This window comes from Mucilaginibacter dorajii, assembly GCF_024808255.1.
Taxonomy (GTDB): Bacteria; Bacteroidota; Bacteroidia; order Sphingobacteriales; family Sphingobacteriaceae; genus Mucilaginibacter; species Mucilaginibacter dorajii.
Map to the genome: position 1 here is coordinate 1 of NZ_JANTYS010000014.1, position 18,041 is coordinate 18,041.

Consider the following 18,041-nt stretch of genomic DNA (forward strand, 5'->3'; position numbering starts at 1 on the left):
ACTCCTTGCTGAGAAATTCAACGAAAACAGATAAACATGGAGCCAATACGTTGCAAACATAGAGGCCGCATCATTTGAATTATGATACGGCCTCGATTTTTTTGTGGAGCAGTATCAAGTAGTCAGTATCAAGTATCAAGATTTTTAATTGTATCAAGATGGAAGGGCCCTTCTTTTTCTTTTCTGTCTTGATACTTGATACTAATTACTTGATACTAAATTCGCTTTATCCTGATATTCACCACTTAAAACATCGGCGCTTGGGCCGTAGCTTCCAGGGATGGGGATGTTGAGCAAGCGCAAAAACACACCTAATTGCGCACGGTGATGCACCAACTGGCATAATGCCACCCTGATAACCCCAATTTTGTTGTAGCGCTGTAGTATCTGGTCGCCATTGCTTAATATCCAGGGTTTTAATAACTCCTCTTCGGTTGTGCTTTCCAAAGCGGCTTTTCCCTGGGCTAACGATTTTTCAAATATATCCAACAAATCCTGGGTAGTTTCGGCTTTACCCGGATCGTAAGGACTTTCGGCAAAATTTAAACCATCGGTATGTACGCCAAGTGCTACCCAGTTGGGCACATCGGCAATATGAACCGCAAGTGTTTCAATGTTCATGCTTTTGGGATGTGGCTGCCATTTAAATTTATCGGCCGGTACAATTTCAAGCATTTTACGGGTGATTTGGGCTTCCTGCTCCATTTCCTTTAATAACATTGGGATGATTTCCATAGCGTTTTGTTTTTTGATTATGATTCAAAGTAACAACTGCCGAGTGACAGCCCTATGTCAGCAGGATTTTATAAAAGAAGAATTAATTTTTTGATTAAATGATTTATGGAGGCATTTTATTAAAAACTAATTGGTTAACTTATATTTAGTCAATTATTAATCGGTTTTATGAGGAAAATATTATTGGGGTTGCTATTGATCAGCGGCTTTGTTGTAAGTGCCCAGTCGCGCAAAAAGGTAGTGATCATGCTTACTTATGACGACGCGATAGCGTCGCAGTTAAATGTTGCCATACCGCAACTGGATTCTATGGGGTTTAAGGCAACTTTTTTCCTGATGGGGAACATCGGGAAAGCTACCATTCCGCAGTGGCGGAAGGTCGCGTTAAAAGGGCACGAACTGGCTAACCATTCGCTGTACCATCCATGTTTACTTACTACAGTTAAAGCAAACCAGGCAAATAACTCGGGCGCTTATACGGTATATATGATGATCCGCGAAATTGGCGAAATGAATAATCTTTTGTTTGCAGTGGATGGTAAAACCGTGCCCCGCACTTACGCTTACCCTTGTACCGAGGTTTCGGTTGGTGGTGTCAATTATGTCGATTCGTTAAGAAAGGCGGGGTTAGTTAAATATGCACGCATAGGCGGTGGCAACGATGCCATCATTACAGATGTTAAAAAGATTGATCCTTTACAGGTACCGGCCTGGGGCGTTCCTGCGGGCGTTACCGGCGACGAGCTGATAGCTTTTGTTAAAAAGGTACAGCAAAGCGGCATTGCCGGCGTGTTGATGTTTCACGGTGTAGGCGGCGATTATATTACTACACCCGCGGCGGCGCACAGGCAATTACTGGCTTATTTAAAGCAGCATCAAAATGAGATAGAAGTGACCACGTTTCGGCAGGGGATGGATGGGGTTGCCGCTGCAAATCACAATCAATAACATTGGTTTCTCCAATTATAATCATGAAACATATTTTAACCTGCCTGTTATTTTTATTGCCGGTTGTGTGCCTGGCGCAAACCCCCATTGTTGAAAGCTTAACCGCCGACTACCTGGTTAACCCCATCGGTACGGATATTGCCCATCCCCGGTTAAGCTGGAAAATTGTAAGCACCGAAAAGAATACCCTGCAACAGGCCTACACCATAGTTGTAGCTACAGACGCTTCTTTTTCATCGGGCAAAACAGTATGGAATACCGGGAGAATTAGTTCCGATTCCTCGGTATTGGTTACCTATAATGGCGCGGCTTTAAAATCGGCCACGCGTTATTATTGGCGGGTAAAAATATGGGATAACCATAACCACGCCTCGGCCTGGAGCAAACCTGCCTATTTTGAAACCGGCTTTTTTAACACTACCGACTGGACAGCCAGCTGGATACAGCCCAAGCAGGATAGCGCGCGCTTACAGCCGGCATTAATGCTGCGTAAACAATTCAACGCTTCAAAAAAGATCCTATCGGCCAGGGTATATGCTACCGCCCGCGGTTTATATGAATTATACATTAACGGCAACAAAGTAGGCGACCAGCAGCTTACTCCCGGATGGACCGAATACAAAAAACGCCTGCAGTACCAGGTATATGATGTTACCGCCATGCTACAGCAGGGCGATAACGTAATAGGTGCCATGCTTGGCGAGGGTTGGTTTAAAGGCGAATTGGCTTATAAAAGCAACTGGGGCTTTTGGTGCAAAAACCTGGCTTTATTATGCCAGTTGCAAATTACTTATACCGATGGCTCAACGGCGGTGATCAACTCTGATGGTTCATGGAAAAGCACCCAAAACAGCCCCGTAACCCTCAACGGAATTTATGATGGTGAAAATTACGATGCCCGCAAGGAAATACCCGGCTGGGCAGCCAAAGGCTTTAACGATGCCGCCTGGACGCCTGTTGATGTTATCAACGCTGATAAGAAAATATTGGTAGGGGTGCAAAGTGTACCGGTACGCCGTATTATGGAGCTAAAGCCTATCGGTATTTTTAAAAGCCCCAAGGGCACCCAGATAGTTGACTTTGGGCAGGATATGACCGGTTGGGTACGCCTTAAAGTAACAGGCCCTGCCGGCACCCACATCAGGATAAGGCATGCCGAGGTGCTTGATAAGTTCGGTGAGTTTTATACCGAAAACCTGCGCGGGGCCACGGCTACGCTCAATTATACCTTGAAAGGTGGTGGTACTGAAATTCATGAACCTCATTTTACTTTTTTTGGTTTCCGTTATATCGCTGTTGAAGGTTTCCCCGGCGAAATTAAGCCCGAGAATTTTACAGCCGTAGTGGTGCACTCAGATATGGCCGCAACCGGGCAGTTTACCTGCTCAGATACCATGATCAACAAGCTGCAGCACAATATTCAGTGGGGACAAAAGGGGAATTTCCTGGATATCCCTACCGATTGCCCGCAACGCGACGAGCGTTTAGGCTGGACGGGCGATGCGCAGGTGTTTAGTCGTACGGCGGCATTTAACATGAACGTAGCGCCATTTTTTGCCAAATGGATGAAAGATGTTGCTGCCGATCAGTTTGCTGACGGAGGTATCCCGTTTGTGGTGCCCGATGTTTTGCAAACCAACCATGCCACATCTGCCGGTTGGGGCGATGTATCTGTTATTGTACCGTGGACAATGTACCAGGTTTATGCCGATAAACGTATCCTGCAAACGCAATATCCAAGCATGAAAGCTTATGTAGATAAGATCATTAAAAGCGCGGGCGAAAATCGGATCTGGAAGGGAGGCAGCGTTTTTGGCGACTGGTTGTTCTATCGCCCTGGCATTTATGATTTCTCTGAACCCAATGGCTATACAAGTCCCGATTTAATTGCAACAGCATTTTACGCCTACTCGGCTAAATTGTTGAGCCAGTCGGCAGGTGTTTTGGGTAATACAGCCGATGAAAAGAAATACGGCGATATTTTTGAGTCGGTAAAAAAAGCCTTCATCCACAACTACATGACCGAAACGGGCCGCATTTTTGCCGACTCACAAACCGGCTATGTGCTGGCGCTTAAGTTTGGCCTGGTACCTGATAGCTTGAAAAGCAAGGCAGCTGCTTATTTGGTCGATGATGTGCGCAGCCGTAACAATCACTTGTCAACCGGCTTTTTAGGTACGCCTTACCTATGCCAGGTATTATCGCAAAACGGACATGCTAAGGTGGCTTATGATCTGCTGTTACAAAAAACATATCCATCGTGGCTATATCCCGTAAAAATGGGTGCCACCACCATTTGGGAACGCTGGGATGGTATTAAAACCGATAGCACTTTTCAGGATAAAGGCATGAATTCATTTAACCACTATTCTTACGGCGCCGTTGGCGATTGGATGTACCAGAATGTAGCTGGTATTCAAATAGGTAAGCCGGGCTACAAACAAATTATACTTAACCCACAGCCTACCTCAAAATTTACCTATGCCAAAGCCACGCTCGAAACCATGTATGGCCAAATCCTATCGGCCTGGGATGTAAAGGACGATCAAATGCAGGTTCATGTGGTAGTGCCGGTTAATACAACCGCCACGCTCAACCTGCCGCAAGCCCGTGTCGAAGATGTTAAACAAGATGGCAAGCCATTGACGGGTTCGCCGGTAACGGATGCAGATGGGGTAACTGTTCAATTGGGATCGGGAGAGTATATGTTTAGTTATCCCTGGGTGCAGGTAAAGGAGCCGGTGAAGGCTAAATAAACTGAAAATATTTTTTAATTAAGGTGTTTGGTTATCTTTATCCAACAATAATAATGATGACCAAACACCTAAATCATAAGGGGATAATTGTATTGATCGCCCTGCTGTTCAGCGTTAAAACATATGGCAATATCAACGCCATCGATTTTACTAAGGTTAACACCCCTGCCAATCTCAAAGCAAACGTTAAATTTTTACAGGATCATTTAGGTTTGTATGACCATTGGGTGCATGAATGGAAGGCGGGCACAAGAAAAGATGATGTAATAACATCACTTTCGGCATTGTATGACGGGCTTGATAAACAGCAAGACAAAAACGTAGAAACTTACCTGCTTTTGGGTGATATTGCCCATTACCTGTACAATATTGAACTGGAGCCTTGTTACAAAAAGGCGCTTGATAATTACACCAGTGCAACGCAGCTGGCCCCAACTGATTACCGCACTTTTTGGTTTTTGGGCAACCATTATGCATTGTCGGCACAGCCCGAAAAATCTATCGAAACATATCAATTGGCTTTAAACATTAAACCGCAAAATATAAGCGGGCATTTTTGGTTTGATTATGCTTTTGCCACGTTAACTGCTGGTATGCCAAGTACGGCTAAATTTGCTGTTTCGCAATCTATTAAGTTGTTTGGTCATGCCAATGATGTAAGTAAGGCTACCTTGCAATCATTAAATGCAAGCTTAAAACAGCCGCCTAAAGATACAAGTTTGCTGGCAAAGGATATCTGGTCGCTGGCAGGTAAACAAGGCGGTAAATATATTATCGCCAACCGGCTTATTGGTACCCGTATGGCTACAGACAGCACATGGGGCGTTTCCACTAATAGCTATGAAAACCAGGTTACCGCCATCAGTTTCAAACCAACTACTATCATCAGTAAAATAAGCAATAAGCCTATTGATTACAGTATATTGGTCATGGCCAAAATACCAAAGTCAGGGCAGTCTTTAAGCGATTTCATGTCGGTTTTTGTAAAGCCGGAATATAAAACCAAACCTGTTCACCTAACCGATAAGTATAAAGATTGTATCACCTATGAAATTACAGACCCCGACGTATACCAAAATATAGGCGGCGGGCATATGTACATGATGGCAATTGCCCGGGATGAACCCGAAAACCCTGGCATGCTATTGGAAAGCGCGACAGGAAATTTAAATCACGGCGAAGCAGGTAAAATAAATTACTACAATATTGGCCAAACCTATTCGCGTTTAAAAGGAAAGTTGTACTACATTGTATTACTGGATAGCTGTGGGTATATTCACGATGAATCGCTATCGGTCTTTAAAGATTTTATCGAAAACGGGCTTGTTATCGAGTGATTTTTTATGCCACGCAGCTGCTGCGAGTTTAGCATAGCGTAACTCGCGGCAGCTAAAGGTGGAAATGACAAAACGACGAGAGACTTACGAAGTTTTGAAAACTTCGTAAGTCTGGGATCTACAACTTGTCATGGGTAGGTACCTCCTCAAGCCACCAATTGTCCGAACAATTTCACCAGCGTTGCTTCAGCATCAACACATAAGCCCGGATGTACTTTAGAGGCTTGCACTACTGTGCTGCGGGTAGCTGTAAGCCAACGGAAGCGTGATGGCTGATCAAGCCGCGCAATTGGGCCGCCGTTTGGATCGCCGTTGGTTATGCGCTCTAAAGAGGCTATGTTGTCTTTAAGGCAATCCAGATCTAAAGTTGGGGCCAGCGTGCTGATCCTGGCATCATCCAGGTGTAACATGGCCTTTAAAAACTTTTGTTTGGGGCAATAAACAATTACGCCCACATTGATAAATTCTTCACGCTCTACCCTGGGTACAACGCGGATCACGGCGTACTCAAATAACAGATCGGGCATGTTGGGCTTCTTTTATAAATATAGCTGATGATGCTACACGGGTTACTAAAAATTGGGTATAAACATTCCTGCGCTCGGCCGGGGTCCCGTTTCCGGAGTCGTCGGTTAACCAATCATCCGGGATAACGTTAACAATATTGCTGATCCGTTCGGGTGTTAAAACGACTTTAAATTCAGCATCTACTTCATCTAATAAGGAAGCCTGCGGCAACAGCACATGGTCTTTAACCTGCACAAAGGGCCGTTTGGCCGATTCTTCCCAATTATGCCATGAATGATGGAAATAAAGGGCCGCGCCATGGTCAATCAACCAAAGCTCTTTGTGCCACATTAACATATTGGTATTGCGCGGGGTGCGGTCAACATTGGTCAACAAACAATCCAGCCATACAATTTGCGAAGCCAGTTTGGCATCAAGCGTGTTAACCACCGGGTCATAAGTGATAGCTCCGGATAAATAGTGTAGGGCCAGGTTTAAGCCAACGCTGAATTTAAGCAGGTCCTGGATCTCTTCATCGGCCTCCGAGCGGCCGAAGGCAGCATCAAGGTTGGCAAATACCAGTTCGGGGATCTTTAAGCCCAGCAGACGGGCAATTTCGCCGCCAATCAGTTCAGCAATAAGTGCTTTAACGCCCTGGCCGGCCCCCCTAAATTTAAGCACATATAAAAACTCATCGTCACCTTCGGCAATAGCCGGTAACGAGCCACCCTCACGTAAGGGCGTTACGTAGCGGATCACGTTAATAGTGCGGAGTTGCGGTGGAGTGTAATTCATAGTCCGGGTGAAAATTAGGGCAAATTTTTCAAAAATCGGTAATGTGATCTTTATTTGCCTTGTGCCAAAGATAAATCCTATTTTGTGCCGATAATCATATGCAGGCATATATTTTAGGAATAGACATTGGCACGGGCAGCACCAAAGCTGTGGCAGTTGCTTTAACTGGCGAATCGCTTGGGGTAACGCAGCAGCATTATCCTATCAGCAGTCCCCAACCGGGTTACAGCGAACAGGATCCGTTGGCGATTTGGGATGCCTTTGTGAAATGTTTTCAGGAAATTGTGTTAAAAATTGGCTATGCCCCGGCGGCGGTTAGCTTTAGCAGTGCCATGCATAGCATTATTCCTGTTGATGAAGCGGGGGCACCACTGGCCCCCATGATCACCTGGGCCGATTCCAGAAGCGAAGACGTTGCCCTGAATTTAAGGGAATCTGCCCAGGCAGAAGAGATCTATCGCATTACCGGAACGGCTATACATGCCATGTCACCATTATGCAAACTCATCTGGTTTCGGGAAAATAACCCTGTACTTTTTAGCCAAACACATCAGTTTATCGGCATCAAAGAGTTTATCTGGTTTAAGCTGTTTCATGTTTTTGAGGTTGATTATTCTATCGCTTCGGCAACCGGTTTGTTTGATATTTTAAAGCTGGATTGGAGCGTTGAAGCTTGCGCGTTGGCCGGTATTTCAACCGGGAAATTATCACGACCTGTAAATACCACCTATTACCGGGAAAGTTTAAATATCGATTTAGCAACTTTGCTAAACATTTCAGCAGATACTAAATTTTTTGCCGGCGCAAGCGATGGCTGCTGTGCCAACCTGGGCAGCCACACCACCGGACCGGGCATCGCGGCCCTTACCATTGGCACCAGCGGCGCGGTAAGAATTACCAGTGCTAAACCGGTTTACAATTTTGAAGGTATGACCTTTAATTACCTGCTTAATGAACAAACCTATGTTTGTGGCGGCGCGGTAAATAATGGAGGTATTGCCATTAACTGGCTGCTCAAAAACTTTCTGCAAAAAGAACAACTTTCGGGTGCCGATTACGACCAGCTGTTTAACACGATTGAAAGTGTACCGGCCGGCAGCGATGGACTCATCTTTTTGCCCTACCTGTATGGCGAACGGGCACCAATCTGGGATACCAAAACCAGCGGTGCCTATATCAATATTAAACCTGCACATACGCAAGCACATTTTTTGCGGGCTGCGCTGGAAGGCGTTTGTTTTGCTTTGTACAACGTGCTAAAAACGGTAGAGGATGCCTCGGTTACCATTACCCAGGTAAACATTAGCGGAGGTTTTGTGAGTTCGGTAGTGTGGACGCAGGTTTTGGCCGATATCACCGGTAAAAAACTGGCCGTTTTGCAAAACGAAGATGCATCGGCAGTAGGGGCTATTTACCTTGCCGCAAAGATTCTGTATCCCGCTGATTATGCTGCGCTAACATCAATCGGCCACCAAACCATTATACAACCCAATCCCGGCAATCACCAATTGTATAACAGGATGTTTGTAATATTTAAAAAACTGTACCAGGATCTGAAAGGATCAATGCACCGGTTGAACGATTTAGGTATTTAACGTTTTGTAGAGACGCATATTTGCGTCTCCCGTGTGCAAATCCGATTTGCAAATTCGCTCTGTACAGCGTGAGACGCAAATATGCGCCTCTACAAAAAAAACGTTACCTCAATCCAAGCACCCGTGTAAACCTGTAACAACCGTAAACAATCACCGGTGCGGCCAATACATCCATGGTATAATGAATGTGTTGGATAAGCAGCATAAACATCACCAACAGCGTTAATGCCAGTACGATGCGTTTATCATTTTTGCGTTCCAGGTTAAAATAAGCGATGACCAGGTTAGCGGTATGGCCCGAAAAGAAGAGATCTTTGGTGATGGCGGCATGCCCGTAGAAAAAACCGGTGAGCGGGTCGACCAGCGGGGTGAGCCCCACTGGCGGATCGAGTTTTATAAATGTTAGCGTAATAAAACGGGCAATGCACACAAATATAAGCGTCCATACGTAGCCCATGGCCAGTTCGGGCTTGTACAGTGCCCGGATGAGCATCAGGATGCCCACACCCCATATAATGGCGAAAATAGGCACAGAAACATCGTAGGCCGGTAAATGTGCCAATACCCAATCGTGCAAAACAACACCATGCCGCTGTTCTATCGTTCTGAAAAACGATGGCATAATATTGATGATGGCCACAATAAGCATAGTAGCTATAATGAGCTGAACGCGTTTCAGGCTGGTTTTAAACGCCGCCTGCCAGTTCAGTTTTATTCTATATAGGGTAATTTGAGTCACAAATAAATCAGGGTAATAATTTGCAAAGTTAATTATTGACGCTTGTATTAATAATATGTTACGCCATTGTTAAAGTTATTTTTCAAAAATAGCGATAATTTAAATGCAATTTTGTTGCATTTAAATTATATTTGCGGCATGCATCTTCATAAAACATCGTCGCGGTTAGATAGGATTGGCGTTACCGCGTCAACCTTGTGTGCTATACATTGCGCGGTAGTGCCGGTATTTATTACCAGTTTACCGTTGCTTGGGATGAGCTTTTTGGCAAGGCCCTGGGTAGAGTGGGGGATGATCCTGTTCGCGCTTATGATAGGCGTTTATTCGATAGGAGGATCTTATTTTAAAGTCCACCGGAATCTGTTGCCTTTAATTTTACTGGTTATCGGCTTTGGAATAATCATGCTTGGCCACTCCCTGTTACACACCAATACCGAGCGGTATGTTGTACCAGCTGGCGGACTATTGATTGCCTTAGCGCATGTTGTAAACCAACGGTTTGTTGGCGCGTGCAGTCATGAAAGTTAATAGTGCAGGCTAAAATCCAAGTTCGTCATGTGCTATAACTGCCGAATCGCAAATGTAAGTAGGCATAATACCCGTAGCGTGGATCCTGTTTTCGGCGTCAATGGCCTGGGTGTTTCCTGATAATACAAGCACAGTATCCAGGCCAAATTTGTTGCCTCCCAGGATGTCGGTTTGCAGGGTATCACCCACCATTACAATATCTTTTTTGCTGATGGGGCCTTGCTCGCGCAGCAGATCGTACGCAAACATAAACATCTGCGAATCGGGTTTGCCAAAGCGGATAAACTCCTTGCCCACTATTTTTTCTATCATACTGGCTAAGCCGCCCACAGCTATAGATACATCATTTTTACTTAATGGATAGGCATGGTCGGTATTGGCAACTATGGCGGGGATGGTACGTTTACGCAGGATATTTACGGCTTTGTTAAGGTCTTGAAACCAGTCAAAACCCTCATCATCCAGAAATATGAGGGCGTTAACTTTATCAATATTGCTGGCGTCTATCTGGCTGACAGGTAGGGTATGCAAGCCAGAGCTATCAATATAATGGGCCGAATCCTGTGTGCCTAAATAGGCCACTATGCCATCGTTTACCTTTAAATCAAGGTATTCTTTGGTAAGCATTCCCGATGATATGATGTGATCGGCGGTAATAGCCTGTAGTCCTTTGATATTGTAAGATTCGGCCAGTTGAGCCGGACTGCGTGATGCATCGTTAGTAACAATGTAGTAGTCCTTCTTTTGCTGATCAAGGTAGGCAAAAGTGTTTTCTATCCCCGGTAATAGCCCTTTATAGTTCTTTAAAACTCCAAAGGCATCAAAAAAAACAACTTTATACCTGTCAATAATGGATTTAAAGTTGTCTATTTTGTTCATGCTGATGGTTTGTGCTAATTAAGCCGCAATATGCTGAAAATATTAAGCCATTGTTTATTTTAATTTAAGCGCTTCGATGATTTTTTCGGCATCAAAATCGCGGTCAACAGATGGCAGGTATACATTAAAGGCTTCCGCCTGTAATTTTTCGGCATATTGTTCGCTAAAGAAGTGTTTCCCATCCTTAATTACATAGTTGAGGATAAAAAAGCGGTACGCCTCCTTCATAAACCGGATCTCATCGGCGGTAAGTGGGTTTATTTTGTGGTATTCTTTCACGAAGAGGATAAACCTGTCCTCCATCATGGTGTTGATCACATAGCTAAAAACGGTACGGTCGCCAACATCAGATACTACGCGGCTAAAAAAGTAAAAATCAAGCACGCGGTAGCTCATCCTAAACCAATCATAATCCCAGCGGGAATACAATTCAAGAGCTGGCGTAACCGAAAAATTGCCGATGTTCCAGTCGATAAACACTGGAATGATCTCAAACGAACTCATGTTATATTTCGACCGGTTTTTCATGAAAGTATCACAGTGGTATTTCAAAAAATCGGCCTGCATGGCGGTGCCAAACTGCTTTTCGTTGGTTTCCAGTTGATGCATTAAGGACGATATATCCGTACGCAGTGTTTTTGATGATTTGGGGAGCACGTTTTTTACCCTTGAGCAAGCCTTATGGAATTTACCCACTTGCTGACCAAGCTTTTTGATCTGGTTATCATCCAATCTTCGTGGTAAACGGTTTAAAATGCGTGTTGGGTTATAAAAAACCACCCAGGCATCGGTTTTACCATGTTTATAATGGTAGATATAAACCCGGTTATTTTTAAGTAAAGAACGGGCCAGCAGGTTTTCAAAAGGGTAAAGCAGGTTATTGGCCAACGTTTGGATGATGCGATGATCTTCTTTGAAATGCTCAAATTTACCGAAGTACGAAAGTTTAGCTATAATGATATCGTCGTCATCAAAAGTGATGCGGTACACGTGATTAGTAGATACCATTGCGCTGATATCCTCAATAAGCCGGATGGTTTTTGACGCGTCATAACCTTCCCATGCTTTTTTAACAATGATGGAATAATCCATTTTTTAATTTGGTTTATAAAATTTGCGGGTGCAAATGTGCGCAATATTAAGGAAAACTATATAATCTCAAAATACCTTTTCAATTCCCAGTCTGTAACATGTTTGGCGTATTGGCGGTGTTCCCAAAGGCGGGTTTGGGTAAAGTGCTCAACAAAGCCTTCGCCAAAAAGCTCTTTTGCTATAGGCGAATTTTGCATTTCTGTAGCAGCATCAAACAGGTTTTTGGCTAATACGCCGTTTCGCTTGTCCTGGTAGCCATTGCCTACTGTTGGGGCAATATTTAATGGTAATTTATTTTTTATGCCATATAAACCGCTGGCTAAAGCTGCTGCCATGGCCAGGTAAGGGTTGGTATCAGAGCCGGGAATTCGGGTTTCTAAGCGGGTATAGCCAGGCGTGGTATTAATAACACGTAAGGCTGTTGTGCGGTTATCCATGCCCCAGGTTATGGTTGTTGGCGCCCAGGCACCTTCAACAAGGCGTTTATAACTGTTAATGGTAGGCGCGTACATGGGTAGCAAATGCGGCATACAATACAGTTGGCCAGCCAGGTAGTGTTTGTGCAGATCGCTCATTTTATTAACGTCATCGCCATTGTAAAACAGGTTGTCTGTTTTATCCTTGCTCCAAAGGCTTTGGTGGATATGGCCGCTGCAACCGGGAAGCTCCTCATTCCACTTGGCCATAAAAGAGGCCATAATACCATGTTTATAAGCTATCTCTTTAACAGCGGTTTTAAATAGCACCGCTTTATCGGCGGCGACCAATACCTCATCGTGAGCGATGGCAGCTTCATAAACTCCCGGACCGGTTTCTGTATGCAGACCCTCTATGGGGATATTGAATTGGGTTAACAGGTTAAACAGATCATAATAAAAATCGCTGTTTTGAGAAGTACGCAGTATCGAGTAGCCAAACATACCCGGTGTAAGGGTATTGATATTGGTAAAATCTTTGTCGTTGATAGTTTGCGGGGTTTCCCTGAAGTTGAACCATTCAAACTCCTGGGCAAACTCGGCATGGTAACCCAGGTCTTCGCACTCTTTAACTATCTTTTTTAACAGGCTCCGTGGGCAGGCGGGCAGGGATGTCCCATTAGGATCACTGTAATCGGCCAAAAAGAAGGGGATGTTATCCTGCCATGGAATATGGCGCAAGGTGTTCAAATCAATGCGACAAAGTTTATCGGGATAACCGGTGTGCCAGCCGGTAAGTTTAACATTATCATAGCAATTGTCGCTGCTGTCCCATCCAAAAACAACATCGCAAAAACCGTAACCACTTTTTAATCCTTCCAGGAATTTTTTAATGTGGATAACCTTTCCTCGCAGCACGCCATCAATATCGGCAAAGGCGAACTTTATTTTTTGGATATTATTTTCTTCTATATAAGCTTTGATCTGTTCGTAGTTCATGGTGTAATTATAAGGCTGGGTTTAGCAAAATAGCCATTATGATGTAAACATAAAAAAATGCCTATTGAGTTTACCAATATTGATACGAATTTGCCCTTACCTTTGTTTGAGGCGATTTTAAATATGGAAATAACAAGCTCTTATCTATTTGTTTATGGAACTTTGCTCATTAACGGCAATCAGTATGCTGTTTATCTGCAAAAACATTGTAAGCTGGTAGGAGAGGGGAAAATCAAAGGACGGCTTTATGATATCGGCCAATACCCGGGTGCTATCATTGATGCAAATGCCCAACAATATATTCACGGGAGTATCTATTTAATGGATAACGTTGAAAATGTATTGGAAATTATTGATGAATACGAGGGCTTAGGATCTGATGAGCCACAACCGTATGAGTACACAAGGCGTGTTGTTTATATAGAAACAAACAATGGGATAGTTGCTTGTTGGGTGTATTTATATAACTGGGATGTTCATCATTTTCCTGAGGTATCCGGTGGAAAGTACCTGGATCATATCAACCTGAACGGCAAAATTTAACAAAAAAATCCCCTGATTTTTTCAAACCAGGGGACATTAGTAGTTATATGCGGGGGATTAAACTTTAGCAGTTTTAACAGTTTTGATAATAACCGCGGCAACTTTGTATGGATCTGCAGCTGAGTTAGGGCGACGATCTTCCAGGTAACCACTCCAGTTATGATCAACAGCATAAAGAGGGATACGGATAGAGGCACCACGATCAGATACACCGTAGCTAAAGTCATGGATTGAAGCGGTTTCGTGTTTGCCGGTTAAACGCTGATCATTATCAGCGCCGTATACAGCGATACACTCAGCTACAGCCGGACGGAATGCCTCACAAACTGCTTTAAATTTCTCCTCGCTGTTTGCAGTACGCAATAATGTATTTGAGAAGTTAGCGTGCATACCAGAACCGTTCCAGTCTAATTGACCAAGCGGTTTGCAATGCCAGTTGATAGATACGCCATAGCTTTCGCCAATTCTTTCTAATAAATAACGGGCAACCCAGATTTGGTCACCAGCTTCTTTAGCTCCTTTAGCAAAGATCTGGAATTCCCACTGACCTGCTGCCACTTCGGCGTTGATACCTTCAACGTTTAAGCCTGCTTCTAAACATACGTCTAAGTGTTCTTCAACAATTTCGCGACCGTAAGCGTTGTTTGCGCCTACAGAGCAATAGTATGGGCCTTGTGGGGCAGGGTAGCCGCCAGCCGGGAAACCAAGCGGTTTGTTGGTTTTAGGGTCCCATAAAAAGTACTCCTGCTCAAAACCAAACCAAAAATCATTATCATCGTCCTGGATTAAAGCACGACCGTTTGATTCGTGAGGTTGACCTTTTGAATCTAAAACTTCGCACATTACCAGGTAAGCGCTTTTTCTTTGTGGATCAGGGCAGGTAAAAACTGGTTTTAATATACAATCAGATGAACCACCTGGTGCTTGCTCAGTTGACGATCCGTCAAAGCTCCAGTTTTCCAGATCTTCTACTTTACCGCTGAATTCTTTTACAATTTTTGTTTTGCTACGTAGGCTTTGTGTTGGTTTGTAGCCATCAAGCCAAATGTACTCGAGTTTAGTTGCCATTTTTTAATTAATTACTAAAGTTGGGGTTCAAATGATAGTTTTTGTATTAATCTCGCCAATTAATAAGGCGAATTTAAATTTTTTTTACAAAAATCACCATGATTTTGCGTTTTTTTTATAAATTTTTTCTACAAACACCTTCTTTTAATTGTAAATGTACAATAATTAACCCTATAAAGCACGTATTTAGCAAATTGTTATTTTTAGGGCGTATTGGATGGTTTTTTTTGCTAAAAATGCAAAAGAAGCAAATTCTGGCAACGGAATCAGCTATAAAGTAAGAGAAAACATAGTTTAATGAGCTTTAATCTTTTTCGCTTAGTTTTTCAGATACGTTTTTAAGGTTTTTGTCTAATTCTTCGGCGGAGTGCTGTAGGAATCGTTGTATCTTAAGTAATTCTTCCTTGGTTTCAATATCCTTGGAAAGGTCAAGCAAACCCAGGATGTTTGAAAGGTGATTGCGTACTTCATGCGAGTTAATAGTGGCCAACTCCTGTTTTTTTGCGGCAAATAATAGCTGTTCATAGTGTCGTTTTTGTCTGCTACTTCGATAAAAAATGGCTACAATAATAACGGTTATTACAGCAAGTGCTATGGCAAATAGCATCCATAAACGCTCACGCTGGTATTTTAGCAGGTTTACGTAGTAAAGGTTTTGTACCTCGTTTATTTTTATTTGCGATGATTTATCACCCACCTGCGAAAGGTTGGCTATATTTTGTTTTAACTCGTCAAGCGCAATCTTGTAATTGCCGGCAGCAAGCTTGTCATCGTTTTTACGCTCCGCAATTTGGGCAAGCATCTCGTATAGCTGATATTTTATTTCGGGGTGGTTTACTTTTGATTGCTGTTCAAGTTGTTTATCTACCCAAAATTTTGCCGAATCAATTTGCCCGTCGCTAAGGTACGCGCGGGCAAGTAATTGTTCCTCAAGCTCGTTTTTAACGTATAGTTTATCATTAAACAAGGCGTTAATCTCAAGTATCGCACCTTTATAGTTGTGTTTTAGCAGGCTTAAATAATAACCTGTACGTTTTTGGTAGGTATGTAACTTATAACTTTGATTTTTGGGGCCAAGTAACTTTTCATGACATAGTTTTAATGAGTCATAGTTTTTTGTTCTGAAATAATTCTCGGCCTTATTATAGGTAATTAAGCTTAATATATTTAGCTTAACGATCTTGTTTTCGTCAATAAGCCGCTGTGCCTGGTCAAGATAAGATAGCGACTGGCTATATAAGCCGCTTTTATAATAAATATCAGATATGTTAACATTTAGTAACGCCTCTAAATAAGGGTTATTAAGTTTTTCCACTTCTTTTTTTGCCCAGCCATAACTTGATACTGCTCCGATAGAATTGCCCTCATCTGTTTGCACAAAGGCCAGGTGAGTAAAATAATCAAAAAGCAAAAGATGGTCATTGTCTTTGTGGGCTTCATCAATAGCTTTTACCAGGGCGTTTTGTGATTCCTGTAGTTTTGAAAGCCTTCGCTGATATATACTTTCCATAAAGTATATAATAGATTCTTTATGTTCTAAATTATATTTTGAGAAGGTATCGGCAATTGCTGTTTTTTTCGATTCGAGCTGGGTGAGAGGGGCGCTCTGAAAAAAAGTTTTGATGTACTTAATCACCTTTGTTTCCCGTTTCTCCTGATCCTGAAGCAAAACGTAATTAGTAAGGCTATCCGTTGTTACATGGGCCTGGGCGTAAGTTGCTTTAAATAAGCAAATAAAAAATAAGATAGGGGTAAATCGCAGTCTTTTCAACGTGCAGGCAATTTATCATAAAATTACGTTTGTTGACGAATAAACCAAATAGGAGTAAAAATTAATTAATTACTGTTCAAATATTTGTAACTATATAAGGTAATAAAATAAGTATTTGAAAAATGATAAATAATTAAAACGCTACGTAACTAAAAGGGTAAAGTTTCGTTAAAGTTCAATAAACGAAATTATTCCATATAGGAATAATTTCAAAAAAACATTAGTTTTGTAAACTTAAATTTTATTATGAAAAAGATTACTCTTTTATGCCTGGCTATTGTTGCCATCGGTTACTCTTCTTGTACCAAAGAAAGCTCGGTAAAACCAGCTTCTAAGGCTACTCTTAATGGTGGTTCTGCTCTTCAGTCTCTTAAGAAAGACACCATTACAGATAGGTCAAGGCTTACATTAAGAAAAGATACTATCACAGATAAATAGTACCTACCCCAAGCTTCTGGAGAAATTTGATGGCATTAGCTATCAAATTTCTCCAGAAGCTTTAAAAGCGTTTCAAAATCCTTTGGATAAGGTGCATGTATAGTAATCTCGGTTTCGGGGTTGATGCGGAAGGTAACCTCATAAGCGTGCAACGCAAATCTTTTCATGATCGGTAGCTCTTCCTGATCTTTACCTAAATGGTATTTCCTCTTTATTTTTGATAAAAAAACGGGCTCACCTTTGTACATATCGTCTCCGGCTATCGATGCGCGTTGAGTTGCCAGGTGTATCCTTATCTGGTGCATGCGGCCGGTTACCGGGCGGCACTCTACTAATGTGTAATGCTTAAAATATTTTAACGACTGAAACCAGGTTTCGGCTCGTTTGCCTTCCTGGCGGCTAATGGTTACGTTGCCTTTGCCTACATTTAATATAGGTAAGTCAACTAATAAACCATCAAAAGTGTGGGTGCCATCTATCACGGCGTGGTACACCTTTTTTACTTTGCGCTTTTCAAACTGCATAGATACCAGCCGGTAAGCTTCAGGGTTTTTGGCAATGATTAGTGCGCCCGAGGTTTCCTTATCCAGGCGATGGCAGATTTGTGCGTCTTCCCAATAACCTTTTGCCAGGCGTAATAAGTTCACTTCGCCGCCTTCGCGCTCATCAAGCGAACTTAAAAAGGGCGGCTTGTTCACTACAATCACATCATCATTCTCAAACAGTATCAGGTCGGCAAATTTCGGAAACTTCATATTTTACTTATAGCCGGCAAAAATACGGTTTATAATTTAAAACAGTTATCAATGTGCCAAGCTATTAAACCTGCATTTGTTTAATCATTGTAAAACAAAGATTAATTACTATGGTTATCTTATAAAATAAAACATTTACC

General features: G+C 42.7%; 17 protein-coding genes. 7 read left to right on the plus strand and 10 right to left on the minus strand.

Translation table 11 applies throughout. From position 1 onward, the window contains the following. Positions 1–201: 201 nt before the first annotated feature. Complete coding sequence (locus FHS10_RS18345) at positions 202–735, minus strand: DinB family protein (protein ID WP_259093239.1); 534 nt, start codon at positions 733–735, stop codon at positions 202–204. Positions 736–903: 168 nt separating this feature from the next. Between FHS10_RS18345 and FHS10_RS18350 the strand changes: the two genes are divergently transcribed. The 3 genes from FHS10_RS18350 to FHS10_RS18360 are packed head-to-tail and all read left to right on the plus strand — an operon-like array spanning position 904 to position 5,776. After that, positions 904–1,683, plus strand: a complete 780-nt coding sequence (locus FHS10_RS18350) for a polysaccharide deacetylase family protein (RefSeq protein WP_259093240.1) — start codon at positions 904–906, stop codon at positions 1,681–1,683. Between the two features lie 23 nt (positions 1,684–1,706). Next, the gene (locus FHS10_RS18355; protein ID WP_259093242.1) at positions 1,707–4,439 is read left to right on the plus strand and encodes an alpha-L-rhamnosidase; all 2,733 of its coding nucleotides are present in this window, start codon (positions 1,707–1,709) and stop codon (positions 4,437–4,439) included. 53 nt (positions 4,440–4,492) lie between these two features. Next, positions 4,493–5,776: a tetratricopeptide repeat protein gene (locus FHS10_RS18360; RefSeq protein ID WP_259093245.1), complete on the plus strand. Its 1,284-nt coding sequence runs from the start codon at positions 4,493–4,495 to the stop codon at positions 5,774–5,776. 146 nt (positions 5,777–5,922) lie between these two features. On the opposite strand, the gene FHS10_RS18365 is transcribed toward FHS10_RS18360, so the two are convergent. After that, positions 5,923–6,303 (minus strand): DUF3037 domain-containing protein, encoded by a 381-nt coding sequence (locus FHS10_RS18365; RefSeq protein WP_259093248.1) that lies wholly within the window; start codon positions 6,301–6,303, stop codon positions 5,923–5,925. Next, a complete protein-coding gene (locus FHS10_RS18370) occupies positions 6,284–7,078 on the minus strand; it encodes a HipA family kinase (protein ID WP_259093250.1) in 795 nt (264 codons plus the stop codon). The genes FHS10_RS18365 and FHS10_RS18370 overlap by 20 nt, the downstream gene beginning before the upstream one ends. Before the next feature lie 98 nt (positions 7,079–7,176). On the opposite strand from FHS10_RS18370, the gene FHS10_RS18375 reads away from it, so the two are divergent. Further along, positions 7,177–8,673 carry a gluconokinase gene (locus FHS10_RS18375; RefSeq protein ID WP_259093253.1) on the plus strand — a complete coding sequence of 499 codons (1,497 nt, stop codon included), beginning with the start codon at positions 7,177–7,179 and terminating at the stop codon, positions 8,671–8,673. 103 nt (positions 8,674–8,776) lie between these two features. Here FHS10_RS18375 and FHS10_RS18380 read toward each other — a convergent pair whose 3' ends face one another. Further along, entirely contained in the window at positions 8,777–9,412 is a 636-nt protein-coding gene (locus FHS10_RS18380) for a phosphatase PAP2-related protein (protein WP_259093255.1), read from the minus strand. Positions 9,413–9,550: 138 nt separating this feature from the next. On the opposite strand from FHS10_RS18380, the gene FHS10_RS18385 reads away from it, so the two are divergent. Continuing rightward, a complete protein-coding gene (locus FHS10_RS18385) occupies positions 9,551–9,940 on the plus strand; it encodes a MerC domain-containing protein (RefSeq protein WP_259093256.1) in 390 nt (129 codons plus the stop codon). 9 nt (positions 9,941–9,949) lie between these two features. On the opposite strand, the gene FHS10_RS18390 is transcribed toward FHS10_RS18385, so the two are convergent. Genes FHS10_RS18390 through FHS10_RS18400 form a run of 3 tightly spaced genes read right to left on the minus strand, consistent with a single transcriptional unit; the run spans position 9,950 to position 13,326 of the window. Then, on the minus strand, positions 9,950–10,819 hold the full coding sequence (locus FHS10_RS18390) for a TIGR01459 family HAD-type hydrolase (RefSeq protein WP_259093257.1): 870 nt from the start codon (positions 10,817–10,819) through the stop codon (positions 9,950–9,952). Positions 10,820–10,873: 54 nt separating this feature from the next. Further along, positions 10,874–11,911, minus strand: coding sequence for a hypothetical protein (locus FHS10_RS18395; RefSeq protein ID WP_259093259.1), 1,038 nt, complete (start codon positions 11,909–11,911; stop codon positions 10,874–10,876). A gap of 56 nt (positions 11,912–11,967) precedes the next feature. Further along, on the minus strand, positions 11,968–13,326 hold the full coding sequence (locus tag FHS10_RS18400) for a glutamine synthetase family protein (protein WP_259093260.1): 1,359 nt from the start codon (positions 13,324–13,326) through the stop codon (positions 11,968–11,970). A gap of 123 nt (positions 13,327–13,449) precedes the next feature. On the opposite strand from FHS10_RS18400, the gene FHS10_RS18405 reads away from it, so the two are divergent. Beyond that, a complete protein-coding gene (locus FHS10_RS18405; protein WP_259093262.1) occupies positions 13,450–13,869 on the plus strand; it encodes a gamma-glutamylcyclotransferase family protein in 420 nt (139 codons plus the stop codon). Between the two features lie 57 nt (positions 13,870–13,926). Here the strand turns inward: FHS10_RS18405 and FHS10_RS18410 are convergent, their stop codons facing one another. Beyond that, a complete protein-coding gene (locus tag FHS10_RS18410) occupies positions 13,927–14,937 on the minus strand; it encodes a glutamine synthetase beta-grasp domain-containing protein (RefSeq protein WP_259093265.1) in 1,011 nt (336 codons plus the stop codon). Between the two features lie 304 nt (positions 14,938–15,241). Then, positions 15,242–16,447, minus strand: coding sequence for a hypothetical protein (locus FHS10_RS18415; RefSeq protein ID WP_259093266.1), 1,206 nt, complete (start codon positions 16,445–16,447; stop codon positions 15,242–15,244). 507 nt (positions 16,448–16,954) lie between these two features. On the opposite strand from FHS10_RS18415, the gene FHS10_RS18420 reads away from it, so the two are divergent. Beyond that, on the plus strand, positions 16,955–17,146 hold the full coding sequence (locus tag FHS10_RS18420; RefSeq protein ID WP_259093267.1) for a hypothetical protein: 192 nt from the start codon (positions 16,955–16,957) through the stop codon (positions 17,144–17,146). Between the two features lie 35 nt (positions 17,147–17,181). Here FHS10_RS18420 and FHS10_RS18425 read toward each other — a convergent pair whose 3' ends face one another. Continuing rightward, positions 17,182–17,901 carry an RluA family pseudouridine synthase gene (locus FHS10_RS18425; RefSeq protein WP_259093269.1) on the minus strand — a complete coding sequence of 240 codons (720 nt, stop codon included), beginning with the start codon at positions 17,899–17,901 and terminating at the stop codon, positions 17,182–17,184. Between the last annotated feature and the right edge of the window lie 140 nt (positions 17,902–18,041).

Coding starts and splice junctions, on each gene's coding strand:
- FHS10_RS18345 (WP_259093239.1), bottom strand. CDS start 735: ATGGAAATCATCCCAATGTTATTAAAGGAAATGGAGCAGGAAGCCCAA.
- FHS10_RS18350 (WP_259093240.1), top strand. CDS start 904: ATGAGGAAAATATTATTGGGGTTGCTATTGATCAGCGGCTTTGTTGTA.
- FHS10_RS18355 (WP_259093242.1), top strand. CDS start 1,707: ATGAAACATATTTTAACCTGCCTGTTATTTTTATTGCCGGTTGTGTGC.
- FHS10_RS18360 (WP_259093245.1), top strand. CDS start 4,493: ATGATGACCAAACACCTAAATCATAAGGGGATAATTGTATTGATCGCC.
- FHS10_RS18365 (WP_259093248.1), bottom strand. CDS start 6,303: ATGCCCGATCTGTTATTTGAGTACGCCGTGATCCGCGTTGTACCCAGG.
- FHS10_RS18370 (WP_259093250.1), bottom strand. CDS start 7,078: ATGAATTACACTCCACCGCAACTCCGCACTATTAACGTGATCCGCTAC.
- FHS10_RS18375 (WP_259093253.1), top strand. CDS start 7,177: ATGCAGGCATATATTTTAGGAATAGACATTGGCACGGGCAGCACCAAA.
- FHS10_RS18385 (WP_259093256.1), top strand. CDS start 9,551: ATGCATCTTCATAAAACATCGTCGCGGTTAGATAGGATTGGCGTTACC.
- FHS10_RS18390 (WP_259093257.1), bottom strand. CDS start 10,819: ATGAACAAAATAGACAACTTTAAATCCATTATTGACAGGTATAAAGTT.
- FHS10_RS18395 (WP_259093259.1), bottom strand. CDS start 11,911: ATGGATTATTCCATCATTGTTAAAAAAGCATGGGAAGGTTATGACGCG.
- FHS10_RS18400 (WP_259093260.1), bottom strand. CDS start 13,326: ATGAACTACGAACAGATCAAAGCTTATATAGAAGAAAATAATATCCAA.
- FHS10_RS18405 (WP_259093262.1), top strand. CDS start 13,450: ATGGAAATAACAAGCTCTTATCTATTTGTTTATGGAACTTTGCTCATT.
- FHS10_RS18410 (WP_259093265.1), bottom strand. CDS start 14,937: ATGGCAACTAAACTCGAGTACATTTGGCTTGATGGCTACAAACCAACA.
- FHS10_RS18415 (WP_259093266.1), bottom strand. CDS start 16,447: ATGGAAAGTATATATCAGCGAAGGCTTTCAAAACTACAGGAATCACAA.
- FHS10_RS18420 (WP_259093267.1), top strand. CDS start 16,955: ATGAAAAAGATTACTCTTTTATGCCTGGCTATTGTTGCCATCGGTTAC.
- FHS10_RS18425 (WP_259093269.1), bottom strand. CDS start 17,901: ATGAAGTTTCCGAAATTTGCCGACCTGATACTGTTTGAGAATGATGAT.